The 23,429-nt window shown below is 71.9% G+C and carries 25 protein-coding genes; 17 read left to right on the top strand and 8 right to left on the bottom strand.

Features of this window, described 5'->3' with window-relative positions; genetic code table 11:
• The first annotated feature begins 682 nt into the window (after positions 1-682).
• From BUE44_RS27160 to BUE44_RS27150, 3 genes are all read left to right on the top strand, one after another.
• A complete protein-coding gene (locus BUE44_RS27160; RefSeq protein WP_073501639.1) occupies positions 683-1,147 on the top strand; it encodes a DUF6884 domain-containing protein in 465 nt (154 codons plus the stop codon).
• 110 nt (positions 1,148-1,257) lie between these two features.
• Positions 1,258-2,376, top strand: a complete 1,119-nt coding sequence (locus tag BUE44_RS27155) for an SLAC1 family transporter (RefSeq protein WP_235002488.1) — start codon at positions 1,258-1,260, stop codon at positions 2,374-2,376.
• A gap of 129 nt (positions 2,377-2,505) precedes the next feature.
• Positions 2,506-3,504 (top strand): SLAC1 family transporter, encoded by a 999-nt coding sequence (locus BUE44_RS27150; protein WP_079190123.1) that lies wholly within the window; start codon positions 2,506-2,508, stop codon positions 3,502-3,504.
• 25 nt (positions 3,505-3,529) lie between these two features.
• Here BUE44_RS27150 and BUE44_RS27145 read toward each other — a convergent pair whose 3' ends face one another.
• The 5 genes from BUE44_RS27145 to BUE44_RS27125 all read right to left on the bottom strand — a co-directional run bounded on the left by BUE44_RS27145 (position 3,530) and on the right by BUE44_RS27125 (position 7,783).
• Positions 3,530-4,225, bottom strand: a complete 696-nt coding sequence (locus BUE44_RS27145) for a type 1 glutamine amidotransferase domain-containing protein (RefSeq protein ID WP_073501638.1) — start codon at positions 4,223-4,225, stop codon at positions 3,530-3,532.
• A gap of 95 nt (positions 4,226-4,320) precedes the next feature.
• Positions 4,321-4,692: a YybH family protein gene (locus BUE44_RS27140; protein ID WP_073501637.1), complete on the bottom strand. Its 372-nt coding sequence runs from the start codon at positions 4,690-4,692 to the stop codon at positions 4,321-4,323.
• Between the two features lie 79 nt (positions 4,693-4,771).
• Positions 4,772-5,485, bottom strand: coding sequence for an SDR family NAD(P)-dependent oxidoreductase (locus tag BUE44_RS27135; RefSeq protein WP_073501636.1), 714 nt, complete (start codon positions 5,483-5,485; stop codon positions 4,772-4,774).
• A 104-nt stretch (positions 5,486-5,589) separates the two neighbouring features.
• Complete coding sequence (locus BUE44_RS27130; protein WP_073501635.1) at positions 5,590-6,138, bottom strand: Uma2 family endonuclease; 549 nt, start codon at positions 6,136-6,138, stop codon at positions 5,590-5,592.
• Between the two features lie 175 nt (positions 6,139-6,313).
• Positions 6,314-7,783 (bottom strand): arabinofuranosidase catalytic domain-containing protein, encoded by a 1,470-nt coding sequence (locus BUE44_RS27125; protein ID WP_073501634.1) that lies wholly within the window; start codon positions 7,781-7,783, stop codon positions 6,314-6,316.
• Between the two features lie 625 nt (positions 7,784-8,408).
• On the opposite strand from BUE44_RS27125, the gene BUE44_RS27120 reads away from it, so the two are divergent.
• From BUE44_RS27120 to ypfJ, 7 genes are all read left to right on the top strand, one after another.
• Entirely contained in the window at positions 8,409-9,428 is a 1,020-nt protein-coding gene (locus BUE44_RS27120) for a formylglycine-generating enzyme family protein (protein ID WP_079190122.1), read from the top strand.
• Positions 9,429-9,607: 179 nt separating this feature from the next.
• Complete coding sequence (locus tag BUE44_RS27115; protein WP_073501633.1) at positions 9,608-10,828, top strand: ROK family protein; 1,221 nt, start codon at positions 9,608-9,610, stop codon at positions 10,826-10,828.
• Positions 10,825-11,763 (top strand): ABC transporter permease, encoded by a 939-nt coding sequence (locus tag BUE44_RS27110; protein ID WP_079190121.1) that lies wholly within the window; start codon positions 10,825-10,827, stop codon positions 11,761-11,763. Before BUE44_RS27115 ends, BUE44_RS27110 begins: the two co-directional genes overlap by 4 nt.
• A complete protein-coding gene (locus BUE44_RS27105; RefSeq protein WP_079190120.1) occupies positions 11,760-12,683 on the top strand; it encodes an ABC transporter ATP-binding protein in 924 nt (307 codons plus the stop codon). The genes BUE44_RS27110 and BUE44_RS27105 overlap by 4 nt, the downstream gene beginning before the upstream one ends.
• A gap of 203 nt (positions 12,684-12,886) precedes the next feature.
• Positions 12,887-13,945 (top strand): aliphatic sulfonate ABC transporter substrate-binding protein, encoded by a 1,059-nt coding sequence (locus tag BUE44_RS27100; protein ID WP_073501632.1) that lies wholly within the window; start codon positions 12,887-12,889, stop codon positions 13,943-13,945.
• Positions 13,942-15,396: a sulfatase-like hydrolase/transferase gene (locus tag BUE44_RS27095; protein ID WP_073501631.1), complete on the top strand. Its 1,455-nt coding sequence runs from the start codon at positions 13,942-13,944 to the stop codon at positions 15,394-15,396. The genes BUE44_RS27100 and BUE44_RS27095 overlap by 4 nt, the downstream gene beginning before the upstream one ends.
• A gap of 110 nt (positions 15,397-15,506) precedes the next feature.
• Positions 15,507-16,409, top strand: coding sequence for a KPN_02809 family neutral zinc metallopeptidase (gene ypfJ / locus BUE44_RS27090; RefSeq protein WP_073501630.1), 903 nt, complete (start codon positions 15,507-15,509; stop codon positions 16,407-16,409).
• Between the two features lie 94 nt (positions 16,410-16,503).
• Here ypfJ and BUE44_RS27085 read toward each other — a convergent pair whose 3' ends face one another.
• On the bottom strand, positions 16,504-16,920 hold the full coding sequence (locus BUE44_RS27085) for a type II toxin-antitoxin system PemK/MazF family toxin (protein WP_073501725.1): 417 nt from the start codon (positions 16,918-16,920) through the stop codon (positions 16,504-16,506).
• Between the two features lie 244 nt (positions 16,921-17,164).
• Between BUE44_RS27085 and BUE44_RS27080 the strand changes: the two genes are divergently transcribed.
• The 5 genes from BUE44_RS27080 to BUE44_RS27060 all read left to right on the top strand — a co-directional run bounded on the left by BUE44_RS27080 (position 17,165) and on the right by BUE44_RS27060 (position 20,667).
• Positions 17,165-17,788 (top strand): RNA polymerase sigma factor, encoded by a 624-nt coding sequence (locus BUE44_RS27080; RefSeq protein WP_073501629.1) that lies wholly within the window; start codon positions 17,165-17,167, stop codon positions 17,786-17,788.
• Positions 17,781-18,839, top strand: a complete 1,059-nt coding sequence (locus tag BUE44_RS27075) for a CU044_5270 family protein (RefSeq protein WP_073501628.1) — start codon at positions 17,781-17,783, stop codon at positions 18,837-18,839. The genes BUE44_RS27080 and BUE44_RS27075 overlap by 8 nt, the downstream gene beginning before the upstream one ends.
• Positions 18,840-19,078: 239 nt before the next feature.
• The gene (locus tag BUE44_RS27070; protein WP_073501627.1) at positions 19,079-19,573 is read left to right on the top strand and encodes a hypothetical protein; all 495 of its coding nucleotides are present in this window, start codon (positions 19,079-19,081) and stop codon (positions 19,571-19,573) included.
• Between the two features lie 378 nt (positions 19,574-19,951).
• A complete protein-coding gene (locus BUE44_RS27065) occupies positions 19,952-20,314 on the top strand; it encodes a type II toxin-antitoxin system RelE/ParE family toxin (RefSeq protein ID WP_073501626.1) in 363 nt (120 codons plus the stop codon).
• A gap of 2 nt (positions 20,315-20,316) precedes the next feature.
• Positions 20,317-20,667, top strand: coding sequence for a helix-turn-helix domain-containing protein (locus tag BUE44_RS27060; RefSeq protein ID WP_073501625.1), 351 nt, complete (start codon positions 20,317-20,319; stop codon positions 20,665-20,667).
• Positions 20,668-20,824: 157 nt separating this feature from the next.
• Here the strand turns inward: BUE44_RS27060 and BUE44_RS27055 are convergent, their stop codons facing one another.
• The gene (locus BUE44_RS27055; protein WP_073501624.1) at positions 20,825-21,634 is read right to left on the bottom strand and encodes a class I SAM-dependent methyltransferase; all 810 of its coding nucleotides are present in this window, start codon (positions 21,632-21,634) and stop codon (positions 20,825-20,827) included.
• Between the two features lie 50 nt (positions 21,635-21,684).
• Between BUE44_RS27055 and BUE44_RS36720 the strand changes: the two genes are divergently transcribed.
• Positions 21,685-21,903 carry a hypothetical protein gene (locus BUE44_RS36720; RefSeq protein ID WP_073501623.1) on the top strand — a complete coding sequence of 73 codons (219 nt, stop codon included), beginning with the start codon at positions 21,685-21,687 and terminating at the stop codon, positions 21,901-21,903.
• Between the two features lie 89 nt (positions 21,904-21,992).
• Here BUE44_RS36720 and BUE44_RS27045 read toward each other — a convergent pair whose 3' ends face one another.
• Positions 21,993-22,571, bottom strand: coding sequence for a Uma2 family endonuclease (locus BUE44_RS27045; RefSeq protein ID WP_073501622.1), 579 nt, complete (start codon positions 22,569-22,571; stop codon positions 21,993-21,995).
• Positions 22,572-23,138: 567 nt separating this feature from the next.
• Here BUE44_RS27045 and BUE44_RS27040 point away from each other — a divergent pair.
• The coding region (locus BUE44_RS27040) for a transposase (protein WP_200804537.1) at positions 23,139-23,429 on the top strand (291 nt) is incomplete at its 3' end.

Raw genomic sequence — 23,429 nt, 5'->3', positions numbered from 1 at the left:
GGGACCGCGTCGGCGTCTCCGAGGCTACGAGGCCTGGCCGGCCGGGCAGCGAGCCGAAAACGCCACGACTGCCGCAGATGAGGACATCGGGCTCCTGCCCGCCCCCGCACCACCCGGGCCCGCGCCGGACGGGCCCGCGCCGGACGGGCCCCCGCCGTACCGCGGCGGAGGCCGCCGGGGGGCCGGGGGTGCGCCCGGAGACGCGGGCGCCCGGACAGGCCCGGGACCCCGCGTGCGGAACCGCGGCGGTTCGCGCCCGGGGGCCGAGAGTCCGCGTCCGGATGCCGGGTGTCCTGGTGGCGGTGCCCGCGCCCGGATGCCTCGGATGTCCGGGGGTCCGGGTGCCGGTGCGCGGTGGGGGCAGCGCCCGGATGGCCCGTGCGTCCGGATACGCGGGGGGGCGCGTGCGGATGGCCCGGGGATGCGCGCCCCGGATACGCGCGGAGGCCGCCGGGGTGCCGGGGGCGTGGCCGTGCCCGCGCACGGATGGCCCGGGGTCCGCACCCCGGTACGTCGGGGACCGCGTCCGGATGTGAGGGTTTCCTGGCCGGTGGCGGGGACGTGTCCGCCGCCGGTGGCGGCGTTGTGCGGGGCGGAAGCGGTTCGAGGCCGCCGTGCGGGACGTACAGGTCAGCGCCGGGCCTCGGACCGGGCCGGACCGCGGACCCTGGAAAGAGCGCGTATGCCCCCCAACGAGTACCTGGACTGCTTCGCGGCCGAGCTGGTCGTGGTGCCCTGCGGCGCCCGCAAGCTGGACGTCGCCGCGCGGGCGGCGGACATGTACACCGGCTCCTACCACCGTGCCTGCCGGAGGGCCGCGGAGGCGCTGCGCCCGGAGCGGCTGCTGATCCTCTCCGCCCGCTACGGCCTGCTCGGCCTCGATGACGTGATCGAGCCGTACGACACACCGCACGGCGCGGCCGGCGCCGTATCGGCCGGGCTCGTCCGCGAGCAGGCGGCGCGGCGCGGCATCGACCGACTCGACCCCGTGGTGGTCCTCGGCGGCGCGCGCCACGTCGCCCTCGCCCAGGCCGTGTGGCCCTACGCCCGCACCCCGCTGAGCGGCACGCGCGGCATGGGCGAGCAGGTCGCGCGGCTCGCGGCGATGGCGCGCTCGACGGGCACCGCGCGTGGCCGCGCGTCCTGATGTGAGGGCTTCGTGGCGTGCGCAACCGTACGGCCGTCGCGGAGCGCCGCCCTACCGTCGAAAGGCCACCGCCCCCGGCTCCCCGAACCAGGAAAGAAGCGTTCCGTCTCGTGACACCCCAGCTCAGCACCAATCGATCCGTCCCGGCCGGCCCGGCGGCCGCCGGCCAGGGGGCGCCCGCGGCAGCGGCCGCGGGGCGCCCGGCACTGGCGCCCGGCTGGTTCGCGGCCGTGATGGGCACCGGCATCGTCGCCAACGCGGCGGTCAACCTGCCGCGGAGCTCCGACGGGCTGCGTACCGCCGCCACGGTGGTCTGGCTGGCCGCGGTGCTGCTGCTCGCGGTGCTTGCCGCCCGCTACGTCCGGCAGCGGAGGCTGCGGCTGCACGCCGCGGACCCGGTGGCAGCCCCTTTCCTCGGCGCCCCGCCGATGGCGCTGCTGACCGTGGGCGTCGGGGCGCTGCTGCTGGGCGGGAAGGTGATGGGCACGCGGGCGGCGCTGGTCACCGACTGGTCGCTGTGGACGCTCGGCACCGGCTTCGGGCTGGTCACCGCGTGCGCCGTGCCGTACCTGATGGTCACCCGGCACCGCTTCGCGCCCGACGCGGCGTCCGGCGGCTGGCTGATGCCGGTGGTGCCGCCGCTGGTCTCGGCGGCGACGGGCGCGCTGCTGGTCCCGCACGCACCGGCCGGCCAGCCGCGGCTGGCCCTGCTGCTGGGCTGCTACGCGCTGCTCGGCCTTGGCCTGGTGGCCGTCTTCCTCGTACTCGCCATGGTCTACAGCCGCCTGATGCACCATGACGCGCCTGCCGGAGCGGTCGTGCCGACGGTGTGGATCGGCCTGGGCGCGCTGGGCCAGGCGGTGACGGCGCTGGGCGCGCTGGCGACGGCCGCCAAGGGCGTGCTGCCGCCCCCCTACGCGCTGGGCGCGGCGGTGCTCGCGCTGCTGCCCGGAGTGGGGCTGTGGGGCTTCGCCCTGCTGTGGCTGGCGCTGGCCGCGGCGCTGACCGTACGGGAGTTCCGCGCGGGGCTGCCCTTCGCACCCACCTGGTGGTCGTTCATCTTCCCGCTCGGCGCCTGCGTCACCGGCACCAGCGCGCTGGCCGCCAGGACCGGCTCGCTGCTGTTCGTGTGGACCGCCGTGGGTTTCTACGGGCTGCTGGTGGCCGCGTGGGCGGCGGTGGCCGGGTACTCGCTGGTCCACGCCTCGGGGCACCGGCAGCGGCGATGAGAGCCGGGCAGCGCCGTGCCTTCCCGGACACGTGGCCGGCCCACCGTGCGCCGTCGCGGGAGCAGGGGGCCGGCCGCCCTACGATTCCGGCAGCCGGGCTTCGTCCGGCGGGACGCGTATCCCGGGAAAGTGGGCACCGACAGCATGCGGACGGCCAGGGAGTCCCCTTACCGCTTGACGGCGAATCTGTTCGGTGTCGCCTTCGGCACCGCGGGGCTCGCCCAGTGCTGGGCCGTGGCAGGCGACACCGTGCACGCCCCGCGGTGGCCCGCGGACGTCCTGTGGATCGCCGCCGGGGCCCTCTGGGTGCTGATCGCGGCGGCCTATCTGCGCAACATCACCGCCCAGGGGCGGCTGCTCACCGAGCTGCCCGATCCCGTCATGGGACCTTTCACGGCACTCGGGCTGATCACGCCGATACCGCTGGGTATCGCCCTGGCCAGGCACGCCCGGGGCGCCGGCGAGACGGTCTTCGCCGTCGCGCTGGTGCTCACCGTGCTCCTCGGGAGCTGGCTGACCGGGCTGTGGATCAGGAGCGACTCCCGCCTGGCCCAGTGGCACCCGGCGTACTTCCTGCCGACGGCCGCCGGCGGCCTCATCGCGGCCGCGGGCTGCGCCGCGCTCGGCTGGAACACGCCGGCCCGCCTGATGTTCGGCTACGGCCTGGTGTCCTGGCTGGTCCTCGGCTCCATCATCCTGGTCCGCCTGTTCACCCAGCCCATGCTCCCGCTGCCGCTCATCCCCACGATCGCCATCGAGGTCGCGCCCCCGGTCGTGGCGGGGAACGCCTGGTTCGCCATCAACGGCGGCAGCCTCGGCCTCGGGTCCGAACTCCTGGCGGGCTACGCCACCTTGATGGTCCTGGTCCAGCTCTCCATGGCGTCCACGTACGTCCGCGTGCCCTTCGGGGTCGGCCACTGGGCCTTCGCCTTCTCCTACGCCGCCGCCGTCACCAACGGCCTGCTCTGGCTGGGAGTCGAGCACGTCCGGGGCCGGCAGCCGCTCACCTACGCCCTGCTGGCCGTCGCCACCTGCGCGTGGGCGGCACTGGCGGCCCGGACCCTGCTCGGCCTGTCCCGGCGGACCTTCCTGCCCCGCGTGCCACCGCCGCCCGCCACCGCGTCCTGAAGGCCGCCGGGGGCGGCGCCGGCCGCTACGCCAGTTCCTTCAGCAGCCGCTCAGCCAGCGCCGCGGCGGAATGCGGATTCTGCCCGGTGAACAGATTGCGGTCCTCGACCGTGTACGGCTTCCATATCTCGCCGCGGCTGAATTCGACGCCGATTTTGTCCTTCAGCTCGTCCTCGAGCAGCCACTGGGCCTTGTCGGCCAGCCCGACGCCCTCTTCTTCCTCATTGGTGAAGCACGTGACGCGATAGCCCGTGAACGGCGACTCGCCGCGGATCCTGGTGGCCAGAATCGCGGCGGGAGCGTGGCAGACGATGACCAGGGGCCTGCCCGAGGCGAGTTGCGCGGTCAGGATGCGGCCGGCGTCGGCGTCCACGCACAGGTCCTGCATCGGCCCGTGCCCGCCGGGCAGGTACACCGCGTCGTAGTCCTCGACCCGCACGTCGGAGAGCTGGAGCGGCCGGCGCATCTCCTCCGCGGAGCGGATGACGGCCTCCAGGTCGAGTGCCCCCTGCTCACCGCCCGCCATCGCGGGGCGCAGGCTCATCATGTCGACGTTCGGGGTGACCCCGCCGGGTGTGGCGACCACGACCTGGTGGCCGGCCTCGGTGAAGGCCTTGTAGGGGGCCGCGAACTCCTCGGCCCAGTAGCCGGTGGCGTATCTCGAACCGTCCTTCAGGACGAGATAGGTCGCTCCACTGACCAGGAAAAGAATTTTCGCCATAACAGAATCGCCCTCCGCGTATTCGCCGAGTGATGCGAGAAAACACACCCTTCCCAGCCTAGGGACACGATCTGCCGGGCGCATGTGCGCGGCTGTCAGGGCAGGAGGGAGACCTGGTAATGGGCGATTCTCCAGCCGTCCTCCTGGCGCTTCAGCAGCAGGCTGAGGCTGACGGTCAGCGCGGGCCGGTCGGTGAAGGCGAATTCGACGCTCTGGTAGCCGAGGACGAGGTCGTCGGCGAGCCGCCGCGTCTCCAGGATCCGGTACCGCGCGGTCATCCCCATCGGCTGCGAGTCGTAGTAGGCGGCGATCCCCTGCCGTCCGACGCCGTAGGGGTGCAGCCCCTGGAAGATCGCGTCCTCGGTGAAACCGGCGGCGACCCGCTCCGGTTCGTGGGCGTCGACCGCCGCCTTCCACGCGTCCAGGACACCGCGCAGGATCGCTTCGTCGTCCGTCGTCGTGCTCACTGGGCTCTCCTGTCGGTCGGATACTCGGAATACGGGCGCGGCCCGGTCGCCGCGCCCCGGGTGCCCGGAGCCGGGCCGGTCAGTGCCCGGCGCTCTGGCCGCCGTCGACGTGTGCGATCTCGCCGGTGACGAAGGGGGCCTGCTCCAGGTAGAGGATCGCCCGGACGACGTCCTCGATCTCGCCCATCCGGTTGAGCGGGTGGTGCGCGGCCAGGGCACCGCCGGGGTCGTCGGGGTGCATCGGGGTCCTGATGATGCCGAGAGCGACGGTGTTCACCCGGATACCGCGGGCGGCGTACTCGATGGCCAGCGCCTTGGTGACCGCGTTCAGGCCGCCCTTGGTCAGCGACGCCAGCCCGCTGTTGGACTCGGCCTCGGCGTGGTCGACCAGGCTGGTGGAGACGTTCACGACATGGCCGCCCCCGTCCCGGGAGAGCATCGCGGCGATCGCCCCGCGCGTGACCTCGAAGGAGCCGCGCAGGTTGACCCCGACCACCGTGTCGAAGTCCTCGTCGGTGTAGTCGGTGAAGGGCTTGGCGACGAAGACGCCGGCATTGTTGACCAGCGTGTCGATCCGCCCGAACCGCTCCATGGCCGCTTCGACGACGCGCGCCCCGACACCGGGCTCCGCCAGGTCGCCGGCCACGGCGAGCACCTCGGGATCGCCGGACGCCGCGATGGAGCGGGCGGCCGCGACGACCGCGTAGCCGAGCCCGCGGTATGCCGTGACCAGGGCGGCGCCGATCCCCCGCGAGGCACCGGTGACGACGGCGACTTTCCGAACGGTGTCCATCCCCGGATCCTCCCCCGCCCGCCCCCGCGGCCGCGCACACCACCCGGCGTGTCGCCCCCCGTCCACGCCGGTGCCGCAGTACGTCCCGCGGCCGGTCGGAGGATTCAGGAGTAGGGCAGCAGCGCGGACGTGTCCAGGTCGAAGCCGAACGGCTCGGGGATGATCAGGCCTTCACCGAAGTCGGCGTCCTCGCGGCGGTGGTACTTCCCGCCGTCGGGGCGGCTGAAGAGGGTGGCGGTCTTCAGCGTCGCGTCGACCACCAGGTACAGCGGGATGCCCATGACGGGGTAGTCCCTGACCTTGCCCACCCAGTCGTTCTCGGGGTTCGACGGCGGGACCAGTTCGACGGCGATGGCCGCGGCCTCGGCGGGGACCTGGTTGTCCGTGGTCTCCAGGACACCGGCCGGCAGGTAGGTCAGGTCGGGGTTGCGGCTCTTGCCCACACCGGGGGACACGAGGTCCGTGTTCTCGCTCGGCACCAGGGTGCTCGGGCTGTGCGCGTCGAACTGGCGCCTGACCACCAGGAGATTGCGCTGGTGGATGCCGGACGGGCCGACCATCATGACGATGGTGTCGCCGGAGATCTCGGCCTTGAAGCCGTCCGGCAGGTTCCTGCGGGCCTCGTCGAGGAGTGCGAAGTGCCGCGGTTCCATGCTGCGTGCCTCCCAGAAGCGAGCCGGCCGGTCGCCCCAGACTAACGGGGACCCGTCACCCCGGGGCGTGCGCCGGTCCGGCGGCCGCTCGTCTCCCGCGCCTACGCGACTACCTGCTGGGACACGGGCCCCCGGCCGGGGTGGAGCGGCCGGGCGGGGGCTCGGGGCGCGGGGGTCAGGTCAGGGTGAACTGCTGGGCCGGGGAGCCGTTGCAGTCCCAGATCTGCAGGCGGGTGCCGTTCGCGGTGGCGCCGCTGGGGTCGTCGAGGCACCGGCCGGACTGGGGGTTGAGGAGGGAGCCGTCGGGCTGCTGGACCCATTTCTGGCCGCCGACGCCGTCGCAGTCCCAGAGCTGGACCTTCGTGCCCGCGGCGGTGGCGTTGCCCATGATGTCCAGGCAGCGGCCTAGGGTGCGCAGGGAGTTGTCGGCGGAGTGCGTCCAGTGCTGGTCCACGGCGGCGGGCTGGCACTGCCAGAGCTGGACGGCCGCGTGGTCGACGCCGACGTCGTCGCCTGCCACGTCGACGCAGGTGCCGCCGGGCGCGCCGATGACGCGGCCGGAGCTGCCGTCGCTGCCGCCGGTGTAGCCGGCGGCCACGATGTCGGCCTGGACGGCGGCGTCCGCGGCGTCCGTCGAGTAGCCGGCCGTCATCACCCCCTCGTAGAACGACCCCGCCGAGGCGTTGCTGTTGTCCCCGCCGGTGCCCATCACGATGGAGCCCTCCAGTTGCATGGGGGTGTAGCCGCCGCTGGGCAGGGCGCCGTTCCACCAGGTGCTCAGGTTGCCGGCGCGGGCGTCGCCGCCCTTGAGGGCGAAGGCGGTCTGGCCGTTGTTCTTCAGCAGGGCGGTGACGAAGGGGGTGGCGTTGCCGCGGTTCGCGGGGTTGTTGCCGCTGCCCTGGTAGAGGCCGTTCTCCAGGTCGGCCGCGACCCACGGGCCGGCACCGGTGCAGGGCGGGTTGTGGCAGCGGGTGCCGATGTAGACGGCGTCCATGTGGCCGTTGCCGGTGTCGGAGACGGTGTGCTCGGCGTTGCCGTAGTCGAAGCAGCAGCCGCCGTTGACATGCGTGCCGCTGGTGACCATGTACATCGACTCCGGCCGGCCGCCGACCGCGACGCCGGCGGCGTCGGTGTGCCGGTAGCCGATGCCGGGGGTGACCAGCACGCCGTAGACCTTGTGGCCGCCGGCCACCAGCGGCAGTGCCGTGGCCTGCGCCGGGCGGTCCGCGGCTCCCGCGGTCCCGGCCGGTTCCACGGTCAGGTCGTTGTGGCGGGAGGACTGGTCGTAGATCCGGGTGATGGTGCAACCGGTCGACGTGCAGAAGGAGTCCTGGGCGGCGGCGTCCGCGTATCCGCCCGCCGCGAGCAGGCCGATGTCGCGGGTGGCGCCGTCGGAGGCCCGGGTCACCTGGTAGAGCGGGCCGTTGTAGCCGGCGAACAGCGCCCGCACGGTGCTGTGGGCCGCCACGCAGGGCGTTCCCGCCGCCGCGTAGATGTCGCAGGGTCGCGAGTCCGCGGCCTGCGAGCCGGCCGGCAGCGCGCCGAGGCACAGCAGCACCAGCGCGAGGACGGTGCCGGCGGCGAGCACCAGCCGGTGGCGGGCGGCCCGCAGGGACGGGCCGGATCGGAGGCGTCTGGGGGTCATGTCGAGGTGTCTCCTGACAGTGGGAGAGGCGCTGCCGGCAGCCGGGCAGCGCGGCGGGAGCGGTTCTGGGCAGGGGGTGGTAGGGACCTGTGCGCCGGTACGGACGGTGGCGCGTCGGCGCGGGCACCGTGATGGGGTGGCCGGACCGGTACGTGCCCGGCCGGGAGCGCGGAGCAGGGTGTACGGGTGCGCCGGGAAGCCGAGATCGCGGGCGGCGCCGCCGAAGGGCGCCCGCGGACGTGCTCGGGGCCGGTCCGCTGCGCACCGGCCGTCACGAAGGGCGCGGATCGTACGCGTCCGCACGGCTGCCGGCGTGCGAACGCCGGTAGGGAGCGCCCGGCAGCAGAAGGTACGCACGAGGGAGGCAGGCCGTCAATGGGGGGCCGTGCCATCCGTGTTGACGGGACGTCAGCGTTCGGGGTCCGGCCGTCCCGGAGAAGGCCGCGCTCCGGGGCCGAGCCGGGGGCCGGGGCGGGCACGCTTGTCGGGGCCGCTGACCAGGTGTAATGCTGCCCTGCGGCGCCCGGGCGCGGGGCGCGGGGGGCGGCGGCGGCGCGCGGCGCGGTGCGCTCCCGCCGTACGCGTACCGGTCCGATCCGACGGCTCGACGGAAGGAACGATCCCGATGGGCGAGACAGAGCCGCACGGCCAGGCCTCCTGCTGCGCTCCCGGGCGCGCGGCGGAACCGTTCGGCCCGGCCCGCACCGCCCCGCCCGAGGTGGCGCTGCTGCCGCTCACCGTGGCCGCACCGGCGGCGGTCGGCCCCGGCCGGCCCCGCGAGGACCCCGCCGCGGGCGCCGTCGCCCTCCCCGGCGGCACCTTCCTGATGGGCACCGACGATCCCGAGGGCTTCCCGGCCGACGGCGAGGGACCGGTGCGGCCGGTCACGCTGCGGCCGTTCCTGATCGACGCCCACGCCGTCAGCAACGACCGGTTCGCCGCCTTCGCCGCCGACACCGGACACGTCACCGAGGCCGAGCGCTACGGCTGGTCGTACGTCTTCGCCCGGTTCCTGCCCGCCGCCGTCCGCCGGGGTGCGCCGCGGCCGGACGGGACGCCGTGGTGGTGCGGGGTGCGGGGGGCGTCCTGGCGGGCGCCTTTCGGGCCGGGCAGCGACCTGGCGGGGATCGGGAGCCACCCCGTGGTGCACGTGTCGTGGGCGGACGCGGCCGCCTTCGCGCGGTGGGACGGGGGGCGGCTGCCGACCGAGGCGGAGTGGGAGTTCGCGGCGCGCGGCGGCCTGGAGCAGGCGCGTTACCCGTGGGGCGACGAGCTGACGCCGGACGGCGAGCACCGGTGCAACATCTGGCAGGGCGCCTTCCCGACCCGCAACACCGCCGAGGACGGCTACGAGGGCACCGCGCCCGTGGACGCCTTCGCACCGAACGGCTTCGGCCTGTACAACACGGCGGGGAACGTCTGGGAATGGTGCGCGGACTGGTGGACCACGGACCATCCGGCAGGGCGGCGCAGCAATCCGGCGGGGCCGCGTACGGGCAGCTCCCGGGTCATGCGCGGTGGCTCGTACCTGTGCCACCGGTCGTACTGCAACCGCTACCGGGTCGCCGCCCGCACCTCGAACACCCCCGACTCCACGACCGGCAACCTGGGCTTCCGCTGCGCCTACGACGCCGGCCCTTCGTGAATCCCTGTTACGGCAGTACGAAGCCGGCGATAAATCCGCAGCGGCGCCGGGGGCGCCGTTTGGGGCCCAACCAGGCGGCTGAGCTGCGCATTTGACCGGAGCCGGGGTCCGGAGTCCGGCACCGCGTCTTTTTTCCGGACCGTTGACGAAAAAATCCGCGGCTCTCCATCCTTGGCGGCATGCAGCAACACGACGGCCCGCTCGCACGCCTCAGGCGCGGCCACGAGGAACTGGTACTCGACCTGCTGCGCCGCCACGGACCCCTCAGCCGGGCCGAACTCGGCGCGCGCTGCGGGCTGTCGAGGACGACCCTGTACGACATCGTGGGCGTCCTGGTGGCGACCGGCACCGTCGTGGCGTCGGTCCCGGAGGCCGGACGGCGGCGGCGCGGCCGGCCGGTGGAGCGGCTGGCGCTCAACCCCGCGGCAGGGCAGGCCATCGGCATCGACCTCGCGCGCCGGGCGGTGCACATCGCCGCGGTGAACGTCGCGCACGAGGTGGTCGGCACCGCCAGCCGGGCGCACGGCCCCGACCTTGACCTCGCCGGGCGGATCGCCCTGGTGGAGGAGATGGTCGACGAGCTGTCCGGCGACTCGCTGCGGCTCGCGGCCCTGCGCGCGATCGGCGTCGGCGTGGTCGGCCCGGTCGCGTCCGCGCCGGCCCCCGGCTCCGGCGGGGGAAGCGCCTCCCTCGGGGCGGGCGATGAGCGCGACACCATCGCCGAGCTGCTGCGGAAACGCTTCGGTGCTCCGGTCCTGGTCGACAATAACACCCGCCTCGCCGCGCTCGCCGAGTCGGTGTGGGGCGCGGCCACCGACGCCCGGGACGTGCTGTACGTGCGGCTCTCGCACGGCGTCGGCGGCGGCCTGGTGGTCGACGGCGCCCTGCACCGCGGGGCGTCGGGGCTGTCCGGCGAGTTCGGCCACATCAGCGTCGAGCCCGGGGGGCGGCGCTGCCAGTGCGGCGGGTCCGGCTGCCTGGAGACCGTCGCCTCGGCCGGCGCCGTACTGGACGCCTACCGCGCGGCGGGCGGCACGGCCGACGACATCGCCGCGGTCACGGCCGCCGCGCGGGCGGGCGAACCCGCGGCCGTCACTGCGGTGGCCGCGGCCGGACGCCGGGTCGGCGTCGCGCTGGCCGCGGTGTGCAACGCGATCGGACCGAGCACGGTCGTGGTCGGCGGCGAACTGGCGTCTGCGGGCGCAGTGTTGATCGACCAGGTGCGGGCGGCGCTGACCGAGGGGCTGATGCCCGTCGCACGGCCGTTGCTGGACCTGCGGCCCGCCGTGCTCGGCGAAGGCGGCGCGGCACTGGGGGGCATCGCCCTGGTCCTGCACCGGTCACCGCTGCTGTCCCGCTACCCGAACAGAGAAGACAGAGAAGACGGAGACGTGTCATGACGGCAGGGCAGCCGCGGAAGGCGGTGGCCGACGCCGGCCGTATCCCCGGCGACGCGCCGAGGGGGCCGGCCGCAGCGGACGCACCCGGGTCCGGCGGCCCTGCGGTCGCCCTCGCGAAGCCGGACCCCGCCGCGCTCGACCGGCCCGGGGTCGCCGCCACGCGGGCCGCACGGCCCGCGCGCCCCGCGCGACGGGTCCCGGCGCCGCTGCTCAACGCCGTGTCGCTGGCGGCCGGCGTGGGCGTGTGGGCGCTGCTCGCGGCCCACGGCGTGGGCGGCCTGCCGGGCCCGGCCGCGGTCGCCCGGCGAGCGGAGCAGATGCTGCGCGACGGCACTCTGGAGGGCGACATGCTCGCCAGCCTGCGCAGGGTGCTGGCCGGCTTCGTCCTAGGCAGCGTCCTCGCCGTCGTGGTCGGCTTCCTGATGGGCTGGTATCCGGTGGTGCGGGCGCTCTGCGAGCCGTACGTGCAGTTCTTCCGCACGATCCCGCCGCTGGCCCTGATCCCGGTGGCGGTGGTGCTCATGGGCATCGGCGAGACGCCCAAGATCTTCGTGATCTTCCTCGCCGCCTTCCTGTCGACGGTGGTGGCCACCCTGCAGGGCGTCGTCGGCGTGGACCGCACGTTGATCAACGCCGCCCGGGTGCTGGGCGCCCGCGACTTCGCCGTCTTCCTGCGCGTGGTGATCCCGGCCGCGGCGCCGTTCATCCTGGTGGGCATGCGCATCGGGCTGGGCTCGGCGTGGGCGACGGTGGTCGCCGCGGAGCTGATCGCCGCACAGGAGGGCCTCGGCTTCCGCATGCAGCACGCCGAGACCTACTACGACCTCGACACCATCTTCGTCGGGCTGGTGGCCATCGGAGTGCTCGGCCTGGTCATGGACCGGCTGCTGCTCCTGGCCGAGAACCGGCTCACCCGCTGGCAGGAGCGCCGATGAACGCCCACCGTACGAGCCCCGAGGCGTCGTCCCCCGCCGCGTCCGAGCCGTCGGCCCCCACCGGGCCGGAGGGGTCACCGAGCAGCGTCCCTTCGCCGTCGGCCCCGACCGGACCCGAGGCGTCACCGAGCGGCGCGCCCGCCAAGATCTCCTTCCGTGACGTGAGTTGCCACTTCCCCGTCAAGGGCGGTGTCTTCACGGCCGTGGACCGGGTCTCGCTGCACGTCGGCGAGCGCGAGTTCGTCGCGGTGGTCGGTCCTTCGGGCTGCGGCAAGAGCACGCTGCTCAACATGGCCGCGGGGCTCGTCGCCCCGACGTCCGGCGAGGTCGTCGTGGACGGCCGGCCGGTGACCGGGCCCGGCCCCGACCGCGGCGTGATCTTCCAGCAGTACGCGCTCTTCCCGTGGCTCACCGTGCGCCGCAACGTCGAGTTCGGCCTGCGGGTCGCCGGTGTCCGCGGCGCCGAGCGCAGACGTCGCGCCGACGAGGCCATCGCGCTGGTCGGGCTCGGCGACTTCGCCGACGCGCTGCCCAAGACGCTCTCCGGCGGCATGAAGCAGCGCTGCGCGATCGCGAGGGCGTACGCCGTCGACCCCGACGTGCTGCTGATGGACGAACCCTTCGGCGCCCTCGACTCGCTGACCCGCGTCCAGCTCCAGGACCAGCTCCTGGACACCTGGAGCCGGCGGACCCGCACGGTGGTCTTCGTCACGCACGACGTCGAGGAAGCGGTGTACCTCGCCGGGCGGGTGGTCGTGATGGCCGCGCGGCCCGGCCGGGTGCACCGGGTCGTCGAGGTGCCCCTGCCGTATCCGAGGACCGAACACACGCGCCTGTCACCGGAGTTCGCCGCGCTGCGCAACGAGGTGTGGAGCGCGGTCCACCACCAGGACAACCCCGTGGAGGCGCCCGCCGACTGACCCCGGCCCCGTACCCCCGTCCAGCTGTCGACCCACCCGTCCGCCGTCCGCCGCTCAGCTGCCGAGCGCTGCCGGCCCGTACACCCACCACAGCCCCGACCACAGCCACCGACCGCTGCACGACCGCTGCCGCCGACGTCCCGCCCCCGCACCGCCCTTCCGTGTGCGCGTCCCCGCACACAGCCCCGAAAGGAAGTCCCGCCATGTCCCTCTCCCGTCGCGCCCTCATCGCGTCGCTCTCCGCAACCACCCTGTCGCTCACCGCGGTCGGCTGCTCGTCGAAGGACGGCAGCGACAGCAAGGGCGGCTCCGGCGGCTCGGGCGCCGCCGGCAAGGCAGGCGGCGCCGGCGGCACCCGGAAGATCCGCTTCGGCTACATCGCCGACTTCAACGGCTCCAGCCTGCTGGCGATCGCCGACGACCAGGACCTGTGGAAGAAGGCCGGCCTCTCCCCCAGCATCAGCGTCTTCACCAACGGCCCGATCCAGATCCAGGCCCTGGGCGCCGGCGATCTGGACTTCGGCTACATCGGTCCCGGCGCCATGTGGCTGCCCGCCAGCGGCAAGGCCAAGGTCATCGCCGTCGACACCCTCACCGACGCCGACCGGGTGATCGCCCGGCCCGGCATCACCTCCATCGAGCAGCTCGCAGGCCGCAAGGTCGGGGTGCCGGAGGGCACATCGGGGGAGATGATCCTCAACCTGGCGCTGAAGAAGGCCGGCATGACCGAGAAGGACATCAAGAAGGTCCCGATGGACCCCTCCACGCTGGTCGCCGCCTTCTCCTCCGGCCAGATCGACGGGGCCGGCTTCTTCTACCCGCTCGTCGAGACGATCAAGAAGCGGGTGCCGAAGCTCGTCGAGCTCGCGGCCGACACCGACTTCCCCGACCATTCCTTCCCCACCGCCTTCGTCTCCGGCCCGAAGACCGACCCGGCCCTCACCGCCAAGGTGGTCGGGGTGCTCGCGCAGGCCAACGACTGGCGGGCCGCGAACAAGGACCGGGCGATCAGCCTGGCCGCCAAGATGCTGCAGGTCACCGACGCTCAGGCCGGGTCCGACGCCGCCAACGTCCAACTCCTCACCACCGCCGACCTGGTGGCGAAGACCAAGGACGGGACGGTGGACGGCTGGCTGAACGGCCTGGCCGAATTCTTCGTCGGTACCGGCCAGTTGGCGAAGGCTCCGGCGCCGAGCACGTATTACGACGGCGCCGCGTTCGTGGCCGCCGCGCAGGCGGCGGGCAAGGCGACCACCCGGTGAACTTCCTCTTCCTGATGACCGACCAGCACCGGGTCGACACCCTGGGCTGTTACGGCAACCCGCATGTGGCGACCCCCCACCTGGACCGGCTGGCCGCCACCGGCACCCGCTTCGACCGCTTCTACACCCCCACCGCGATCTGCACCCCGGCCAGGGCCAGCCTGCTCACCGGCCAGGCACCCTTCCGCCACCGGCTGCTGGCCAACCACGAGCGCAACGTCGGCTATCTGGAGGACCTGCGGGACGACGTCTTCACCTTCCCCGAGGCGCTGGCCGAGCGCGGCTACCGGCTGGGCCTGTACGGCAAGTGGCACGGCGGCACCCACCGCAACGCCGCCTCGTACGGCTTCGAGGGCCCCGACCTGGCCGGCTGGCACAACCCCGTGGACCATCCCGACTACCTGGCCTATCTGGCCGAACGCGACCTGCCGCCGTACCGCATCAGCGACCTCGTGCGCGGGGTCAGCCCCAACGGCAACCCGGGGAATCTGCTGGCGGCCCGGCTGCACCAGCCGGTCGAGGCGACCTTCGAGCACTACCTCGCCGACCGGGCCATCGAGCAACTGGAGCGGTACGCGGCCGGGGACAGCCCGTTCTTCCTCGCCACGCACTTCTTCGGCCCGCACCTGCCGTATCTGCTGCCCGACGCGTACTACGACCGCTACGACCCCGAGTTGGTCGAACTGCCGCCCTCGATCGCCGAGACGTTCGAGGGCAAGCCGCCGGTGCAGCGCAACTACAGCGCCCACTGGGCCTTCGACACCCAGTCGATCGAGACGACCCGCAAACTCATCGCCGTCTACTGGGGATACGTGTCGCTGATCGACGAGCAGATCGGCCGCATCCTCGAACGGCTCGACGAACTCGGCCTCGGCGCGGACACGTCGGTGTTCTTCACCGCCGACCACGGCGAATTCACCGGCGCCCACCGGCTGCACGACAAGGGCCCGGCCATGTACGAGGACATCTACCGGATCCCCGGCATCGTCCGGGTACCTGGCCGCCCTGCGCAGGTGCGGCGGGAGTTCGCCACCCTCACCGACTGCACGGCGACCATCCTTGAACTCGCCGGCTGCGACACCGCCCCGGCCACCGACAGCCGCAGCCTGCTGCCGCTGATCGACGGCGACTCCCCGCCCTGGCCCGAGGAACTGCTCGCCGAATTCCACGGCCACCACTTCCCGTACCCGCAGCGGATGATCCGCGACGACCGCTACAAGCTCGTCGTCAACCCGGAGTCGGTGAACGAGCTCTACGACCTCGACGCCGACCCCCACGAGCTGGTCAACCGCTATGTCCACCCCGAGATGCGGCCCGTACGTATCCGCTTGATCCGACGGCTCTACCGGCTGCTGCGCGAGCGGGGCGACAACTTCTACCACTGGATGACGCCCATGTACGAGGTCGGGGAGCTGGACCACGATCCGACCCAGAGCGCGTTCGAGATCTGACCCGAGGAGGCCCGCCCACTCAGCAGGGCGGATGCGAACCCGCTCGCGGGGTAGGCGAGCGGCACGACGCGGGGCGGGCCGACGCGCTGCACCAAAGGGGAGGTCAGCGAATGGAATTCGATGACAACGCTGCTCTGGACACCTCCGAGGTACAGGACAACCGCGGTGGAGCGCTGGGCGGCATCCCCGGCGGCGGGAGGACGGTCGGCGGCGGACTGGTCGGCCTGCTGGTGGTGGTCGCCTCGGTGGTCTTCGGCGTGAACCCGGGCGTGTTCAGCTCGAACAGCACCACCGCCACGTCCGGCGCCGGCACGGCAGCGGGCACGTCCGCCGGCGACCTGGCGGCGAACTGCCGGACCGGGGCCGACGCGAACCGCAAGGACGAGTGCCGGGTGGTGGCCGTCGTCGACAGCGTCCAGGCCTTCTGGAAGCAGACCGAGACAGCCGCCGGCAAGCCGTACGAGCAGGCCCCGACCTTCCTCTTCACCGGCAGCGTGAACACCGGCTGCGGGAACGCCACCTCCGAGGTCGGCCCCTTCTACTGCTCCGCCGATGACAAGGTCTACCTCGACCTCGGCTTCTTCAACGACCTGACAGCCAAGTTCGGCGCCAAGGGCGGCCCCTTCGCCGAGGCCTACGTCATCGCCCACGAATACGGGCACCACATCCAGGACCTCAGCGGCACGATCTCCCAGGGCAGCGGCGAGGGCCGCGACAGCGGCTCGGTGAAGCTGGAACTCCAGGCGGACTGCTACGCCGGGGTCTGGGCCCACCACGCCACCACCACGCCCGACCCCCGCAGCGGAAAGCCGCTGATCACCGACCTGACCCAGGCCGACATCAACCTCGGCCTGGACGCGGCCGCCGCCGTCGGCGACGACCGCATCCAGCAGCGCTACCAGGGCAAAGTCACCCCGGAGACCTGGACCCACGGCTCCGCGAGCCAGCGCCAGAAGTGGTTCTCCACCGGCTACAGCTCCGGCAGCGTCGCCCGGTGCGACACCTTCTCCTGAGCTTTCTCCTGCAGCTTTCTCCTGAGCCTTCTCCTCAGGCCTTCTCCTCAGCCTCGGCCTTCGCTGAGGCGCCCTGCCGTCGCGCGGGGAGCCCTCAGCGAAGGCCGAGGCTCTTCATCGCGCGCTGATCGAGGCTGCCCGCGCGGCGCCGGAAAGCCGACAGCGGCACGGTGCGCAGCTCCCTGGTCTCCAGGTAGCTGCGCCGCCCCTCGGCGTCGTCGACGGTTCCCGCCGGCAGCGCGACGATCCCGGGCAGTTCCTCGTGGAAGCGGGAGGTGATCTTCACGACCCTCGCCGTCCGGCTCCGCACGGACACCACCAGGCACGGCCGGTCCTTCGACCCCACGACATCCTCGTAGGGAACGTCGGCCCACCACACTTCTCCCCGGCGCGGGGCAGTGGTCCCCGCGGACTCCGCCCGCCGGCTCCGCCGCCACCACGCCGTCACGGCGACTGCCGCCACCACCACGAGAACGACGGCACCTGCCGCGACCCACCTCTGCACGCTCATCGACTGCCCCTCTTCCACCGAATACGCCGGCCCACGCAGGCCACGCCGGCCCACGGAGGAGCAAACCACTCCCTGCCTCCCCGACTGCCCTCCCCCGCCCCACCTACCCGCCGGCCCCATGCTGGGCGGGGAGCCCGGCTCGCCGGCCGGAATGGAACTCGACACCGTCCATCGGCGAAAGACAGGTGAACAACCCGAACAAGCCCAAGTCTTCCCAGCGTTCGAACGAACGAAAGGAGCCCCGATGGCCGTCGAGTCCCCGGGCGTCCGCACCCGCGAGGAGGATCGCGAGGACAGTGACGCTCGTGTGATCGCGCGGTCCCGGGACGAGCCCGAGCAGTTCGCCGCGCTCTTCGACCGGTACGCCGACGCCGTGCACCGTTACGTGGCCAGGCGGATCGGTCCCGAGACGGCGGAGGATCTGGTGGCGGACACGTTCACGACCGCCTTCCAGCGGCGCCACAGCTACGACCTCACGCGTGCCGACGCCCGCCCGTGGCTGTTCGGCATCGCGACCAACCTCATGAGCCGGCACCGCAGGGCCGAAGCACGCCGTTTCAAGGCGCTCGCGAAGGTTCCGGAGCCGGTACAGCACGAGGAGCCGGTCGCGGAGCGCGCGGTCGCCAGGGTCGGCGCCACGGGGGTACGCGGGGAGCTGGCGGCAGCGCTGGCCGAGCTGTCCGCCCGGCAGCGGGACGTCGTCCTGCTGGTGGCCTGGGGCGACCTCGACTACGAGGAAGCGGCCCGAGCCCTCGGAGTGCCGGTCGGCACCGTCAAATCCCGGCTGCACCGGGCTCGCAGCAGGTTGCGCGAAGCGTTGGGCGGGTCCGATCCGACAGCTTTCCGAGAGGCAGACGCCCATGCGTGACATCGAAGACCTGCGAGAACTGAGGGAGTACGACGCGGGGGCTCCCCCGCTCGATGACGCCACCCGGGAACGGGTCAGGGTACGGCTGTTCGCCGCGATGAACGCGGAGACCGGCCCCGCCCCGGCCGTACGCCACCGCCGCCCCGTCCTGCGCATCGCCCTGACCGGCGCGGTCGCTGCCGCGGTCGTCGGCGGCGTGCTGGTCGCCGAGCAGGACAACGGCAGCGGCGGGGGCCAGGCGGCGCCGCCGCCGGGGGCCACTTCCCCGGTCATGCAGAACGTGAGCGCGCAGACCGTGCTCAAGGGTGCGGCCGCCTACGCCCGGCATCACGAGCAGGCGGCCAGGCCGCGGGACGACCAGTTCATCTACACCAAGGAGACCATCAGGCAGACCGACACGGGGACCGGCGCCACCGAGACCTTCACCGACGAGAACTGGCGGTCGGTGGACGACTCGAAGCCCTCCTGGGTCATGGAGGTCGGCAAGGGCTGGTGGTCACCGCCGCTGAAGGGGGGCGAGATCACGTGGCCGCCGCAGGACTGGGCGACGCTGAAGAAGCTTCCGACCGACCCCAAGAGGCTGATCCTTACGCTCGCGCCCGGCACAGGACCCAGCGCAGGACCCAGCGCACAGCCCAGCACGGCGCCCAGCGCGGGGTCCCCCGACATGGACGAGCGGCTGAGCGGGATCAGCGACCAGATGTGGTCGATGGTCCACTTCCAGCTCGCCGGACTGCTCAAGCTGGTCCCGGTGATGCCCGACGGGCTGCGCCCAGCAGCGTACGAGGCGCTCGGCATGGTGCCCGGAGTGAAGTCGGTGCCGAACCAGAAAGACGCCAAGGGCCGTACCGGCGTGGCCATCACCTATGACGACCCGACGTCTCCGGACGGGGGCTACGGGGACTACTTCATCTTCGACCCGAAGACCTACCAGTTCCTCGGCTTCCGTGACGAGAGCGCCTCGCGCAACGGCAAGCACGCGACCGAGGTCATCCAGCTCTCCTCCCTCGACAGTTGGGCCGTCGTCGACAAGGCCAAGCAGCGCCCGTAGCCGGAAGCCGGTTGCCGCGCCCGGGAGATGGCGGCGGTGACCCTGAGGGCGGCCAGAACCGAAAGGTCCGCGGCCGCCCTCAGCACCATGACGGGCGGCGTCCGATGCTTAACTCACTCGGTCCGGATATGCATGCGACCCCGATGCCTCATGACCTGCACTCCCTCCGGCGCCCGGGACTCGTTCTCGCCGCAGGCATGGTCCGGGGCGCTCGATGGGAATGAGAGGTTGAGATCACCGTGATCACTGGGTTGGACCACGTCGTCCTGGCGCAGGGGTCAGCCCCCGCCGTGGTTGAGCGCTTTCTCGGGTCGTGGCTGAGCCGCTGGCCCATGCTCCGGTGTGCTTCCGGTGACGAGGACACCGATGGGATGTTCTCTCCTTGGGTTCCCGGCCAGGTCGGGGCATCCGCTGATCGCGGCGGCGTCCTCATCGCTCGTGACGAGCACATGGAAGCGGACTGGGACCTGTCCGGCTACGTTCTCGACAAGCGTGGCGAAGGCCCTCTGGCCCTCTACTACGAGCCGACAGGCTGGCAGTCGCTTCCGGTGGTCCCGCAGGAAGATCCATACAGCCGCGTCGGCTTCCGGTACGAGCCCTACGACATCACGGTCGTGGGGGCAGGGTTGTATCTCTTCACTCTGGTGACCCCTGACGACAGCGCTTTTACCCGCGCCGCACTGGACACGCTGCTGCTCTCTGCCGGCGCAGGCAGCGACAGCGCAGCGACCTGACATGGTCGGCGACCAGCCGTCGCGCCGCGAACGCACGTGATACGTGCTGAAGCTGAATGTGTGCCGGGCGCCCCGTGCCCGGCACCTCACGGCAGGGAGAGTGCGGCTGACCTGCACAAACTGAGAGCCCCCTGTCGGGTTCGAACCGACGAGATCCCTCGGGGCGGGCGGCTGACCTGCGGGGATGCAGCGATCTGGCCGCTGAGCTCCATTCACTGGTTGCCGCCAGTTCGCATCGTTTTCCAGGGCGATGCGTGCCGAATCCGTGCCGCCGGAGGGCCAGGGCTGGCAGCACGGCCCGTCATCCAGGGACGTCGCCGCGTGGCATCAATTCAAGGCATGACTTAAACTGAGAGCAGTCATCATTGAGGAGCTGCTTTGCCCTGGGCCGTCAAAGTCACCGATGACTACGCCGTCTGGTTCCGGACTCTGATCAAGGAGGATCTGGAATCCGCTTCGCTGGTGGCCCAGGCGGTCGCGGCCTTACGCGAGGCCGGACCGACACTGGAGCGCCCTCTGGTCGACCGGCTGAAGGGAGGGGGCTTGCACCACCTCAAGGAACTGCGGCCGGGATCGAGCGGGCGCTCCGAACTCCGGATCATCTTCGCGTTCGACCCAACGCGTTCGGCCCTCCTCCTGTTGGGCGGCGACAAGGCAGGAAACTGGGAACGCTGGTACCGCGACAACATCCCGGTCGCAGAGCAGCTCTACCTCGACTACATCCGTGACACCGAGGAGTGACGATGCCTGGAAAGACCCCGCAGGACTGGGAGACCCTCGAACAGGAGCTTTACGCGGCTGGCGTCGATCCCGCCGAGGTGGGGACCGGCGCCCGTCGTCTACTGGCCGAGGCCCGCGGCCACCAACTCGCCGAGACGCGCAAGCAGTGCTCCATGGCACAGAAGGACGTGGCCGCCCGGATGGGCGTGAGTATCGCCCGCGTCTCCCAGATCGAACACGGCGAGGTCGCCTCGCTCGACGTCATCGCGCGGTACGTCGAAGCACTCGGCGGACGGCTCGACCTCGTGGCCGACTTCGGCGACCACACCGTTCGTATGCCGGCCAGCGGCGACAGAAACAGCGCTGCCGCGTAGGTGACGGAGTTCCAGATCAGAGCAAGGGCGGGCGCTGTGCCGAACGGGTTCGCACCGTAGGTGGAGTCCTGACCCGACGCGTGGTCAACGATCGGGCATGCGGGCGCCCGCGTGGGGGCTGTTATGGCCCTCGGGTAACGCCGGGGCGCCGGTCTGGTCAGCCACCTACATGGCCGACAGCCAGGAAGTGGGAGTTGGCCGCGAGTAGTTCGGGGTAGGGCTCGGCAAGGCGGGCGGCGGTCAGGGCGGATTGGAAGAGGGCGTCGGCGGGTGGGGCGCCGGTATTCTGTTCGACGGCTTTGAGGAGCGACCAGGTGGGGCCTTCGACGCCGAAGACGTGGACGTCGCGCAGTCCCACGGTGCGCAGTTCGGCAGCCAGTTCCTCCGCGCGGTGGAAGTAGGAGACGGTGAAGCCGCGTCGGCCGTCGTAAGTGGCGGTGGCCAGGATCTCCGCGATCGACTCCCGCAGACGCTCGGTGTGCAGGTGGGCCAGTGCGGTGTGTTCGAAGACCGAGGCGTAACGGTTGATGGCCGCCGCCGCGACGAGCCCGCCGGGGCGGGCGACGCGGACCGCCTCGCGGAGGGCCTGCAGGCGGTCGTCGCGCTCGGGCAGGTGGTAGAGCGGGCCGAGCAGCGTCACGACGTCGTACGACGAATCCTCCGCGTCGAGGCTGCGGGCGTCCCCGATGGAGGCCGCGCACACGTGGCGTGCCTGCTCGACATGGCGGGCGACGGGATCGACGAGATCCACCTCGTAGCCGTCCTCGACCAACCAGCCCGCGTGCACGCCCGTACCGCCGCCGACGTCGAGGACGCGAGCGGGCGCCTTCGGCAGGAAGCGACGCAACAGCTCCTGCGTACGGAGTAGTTCCAGCCGCCCATCAGCGGAGGAGGTCAGCCGGCTCCCTTCGTTGAAGACGTGGGTGTAGAAGGTGATGACCTCGGGCGCCAGCTCGGGGGACGGCATGGCGGCAGTATCCTCTGCACGCCTCACTCGCCATCGCCAGCGGCGCCGACGTGAACGTCATCCAGACGATGCTCGGCCACAAGTCCGCGACCCTCACCCTCGACGTCTACGGACACCTCTTCCCCGACCGCCTCGACGAGGTCTCCGACAAGATGGACGAACGTCGGACCATGCTGCTCGCCAAAGCGCAGGCTTCGGCTGCCACGAGGCCACCAGCCCCGGGCGGGAAGAAGGGGCCGAGCGCTGGACCGCAAAGCGCAGCCGCCTGAAAGGGACGCCGCCCTCACACAGTGCGAGGGCGGCGTTCCCAGCCCGCCCGTTTCACACCGGGCTCCCGCCCCGTCGGCCGATCAGTGCGTCAGCGCACCCAGTCCTTCAGCGGCTCGGTCTCCAGGGTGATACCCACAGGAGCGGGCAACGAGATCGTCTTTCCGAAGGGGCGTCGGGTGATCATGCTGTACGTGCCGTCGTCGGGCTCGCTGTACACCAGCGTTTCGCACGCGTCCCGGTCGATCAGCAGATACACCGGGATGCCGGTCTCCGCATAGGCGCGCGGCTTGTCCTCGCGGTCCCGCTTGTCTGTGTCGGTGTCGTACGACGTCACCTCGACCACCATCACCACCCGGTCGGCGGTCGCCCATTCCCCGTGACCGGCAAAGCTGCCCTTGGGCGCCAAGGCCCCGTCCGGCTTCGCGTGACCACTGCGATAGGTCTCCACCTTGAGGCCGCGTTCCGGGTAGAGCCAGAGGTCCGGGCGCTGCTGCATGCAGTGCTCCATGACCCAGCGGACGATCTCGTCATGATCCCCGTCCGGCACCGCTTTGACTCCCAGTTTCCCATGGACGAACTCCAACCGGACGCCCTCGCGCTCGGCGGCGGCAGCGATGCGTTCGAACTCCTCCGCCTGCATCTGCGGCCGATCCTCAGTGACAGTCATCGCGCGCCTCGCTCCTCCACGCCCGCTCCTGAAAACATCGGCACATCCACAGTCTAGGGATTCTGCCTCCGGCACGTCGGATCGACGGCGTGGTCGTCGACGCCAGTCACTTGACGTCGGTCTCCGCCGAGCAGTGCCTGTTCCGCGATGTGTGCTGAATGTGTGCCGGGCGCCCCGGCCCCGCCACCCGGCACCGGCAAGGAGTGCCTGGCCAGGCAAGAAAAAGAGCCCCCTGTCGGGTTCGAACCGACGACCTACGCTTTACAAGTACGCGAGCGATCATGACAAGCCATATCCGGCAGTACCGCCGAATCTCGTTTTGCCTGATCAGAAGGCATGCGCAAGGCTCAACCATGTTGTCTCATGCTGGGGTGTCCAGAGGCGTCCGCGCTCCCCTTGCGCTCCCCCTTCACGTTCGCCCCGTCCTGCCTCGGCTTCCTTTCGGGAGCCTGTAAGCCGCCTGAAAGTGCCCTCAACCCACGAAGCAACCGAACCAAGATCCAAGTGTTGGCTGTCGAGAGGGGTCTGTACGGTGACCGGTGTATCTCCTGATCAAGGAAGCACCTGATGAGCGACGTGATCGCCTCTGTCGAGGCGGCTGAGGATATACGCCCGGTCGAGTTGCCGGCGGATGTGCTGGACGAGCAGTTGATCGGCCAGTTGGTGGACCGGGCCCGTGCAGGTGGGCTGCAGTTGACCGGTGAGGGCGGGCTGTTGCAGCAGCTGACCAAGCGGGTGCTGGAGTCCGCCCTGGAGGGCGAGATTACCGACCGCCTCGGCTACGAAAAACACGACCCGGCCGGTGCGGGCAGCGGCAACTCCCGCAACGGTGTGCGGGCCAAGACGGTGCTGACGGAG

This window comes from Actinacidiphila paucisporea, assembly GCF_900142575.1.
Taxonomy (GTDB): Bacteria; Actinomycetota; Actinomycetes; order Streptomycetales; family Streptomycetaceae; genus Actinacidiphila; species Actinacidiphila paucisporea.
Note: the sequence above shows the minus strand (reverse complement) of the source record. Positions and strands in the feature narration are given on the sequence as shown.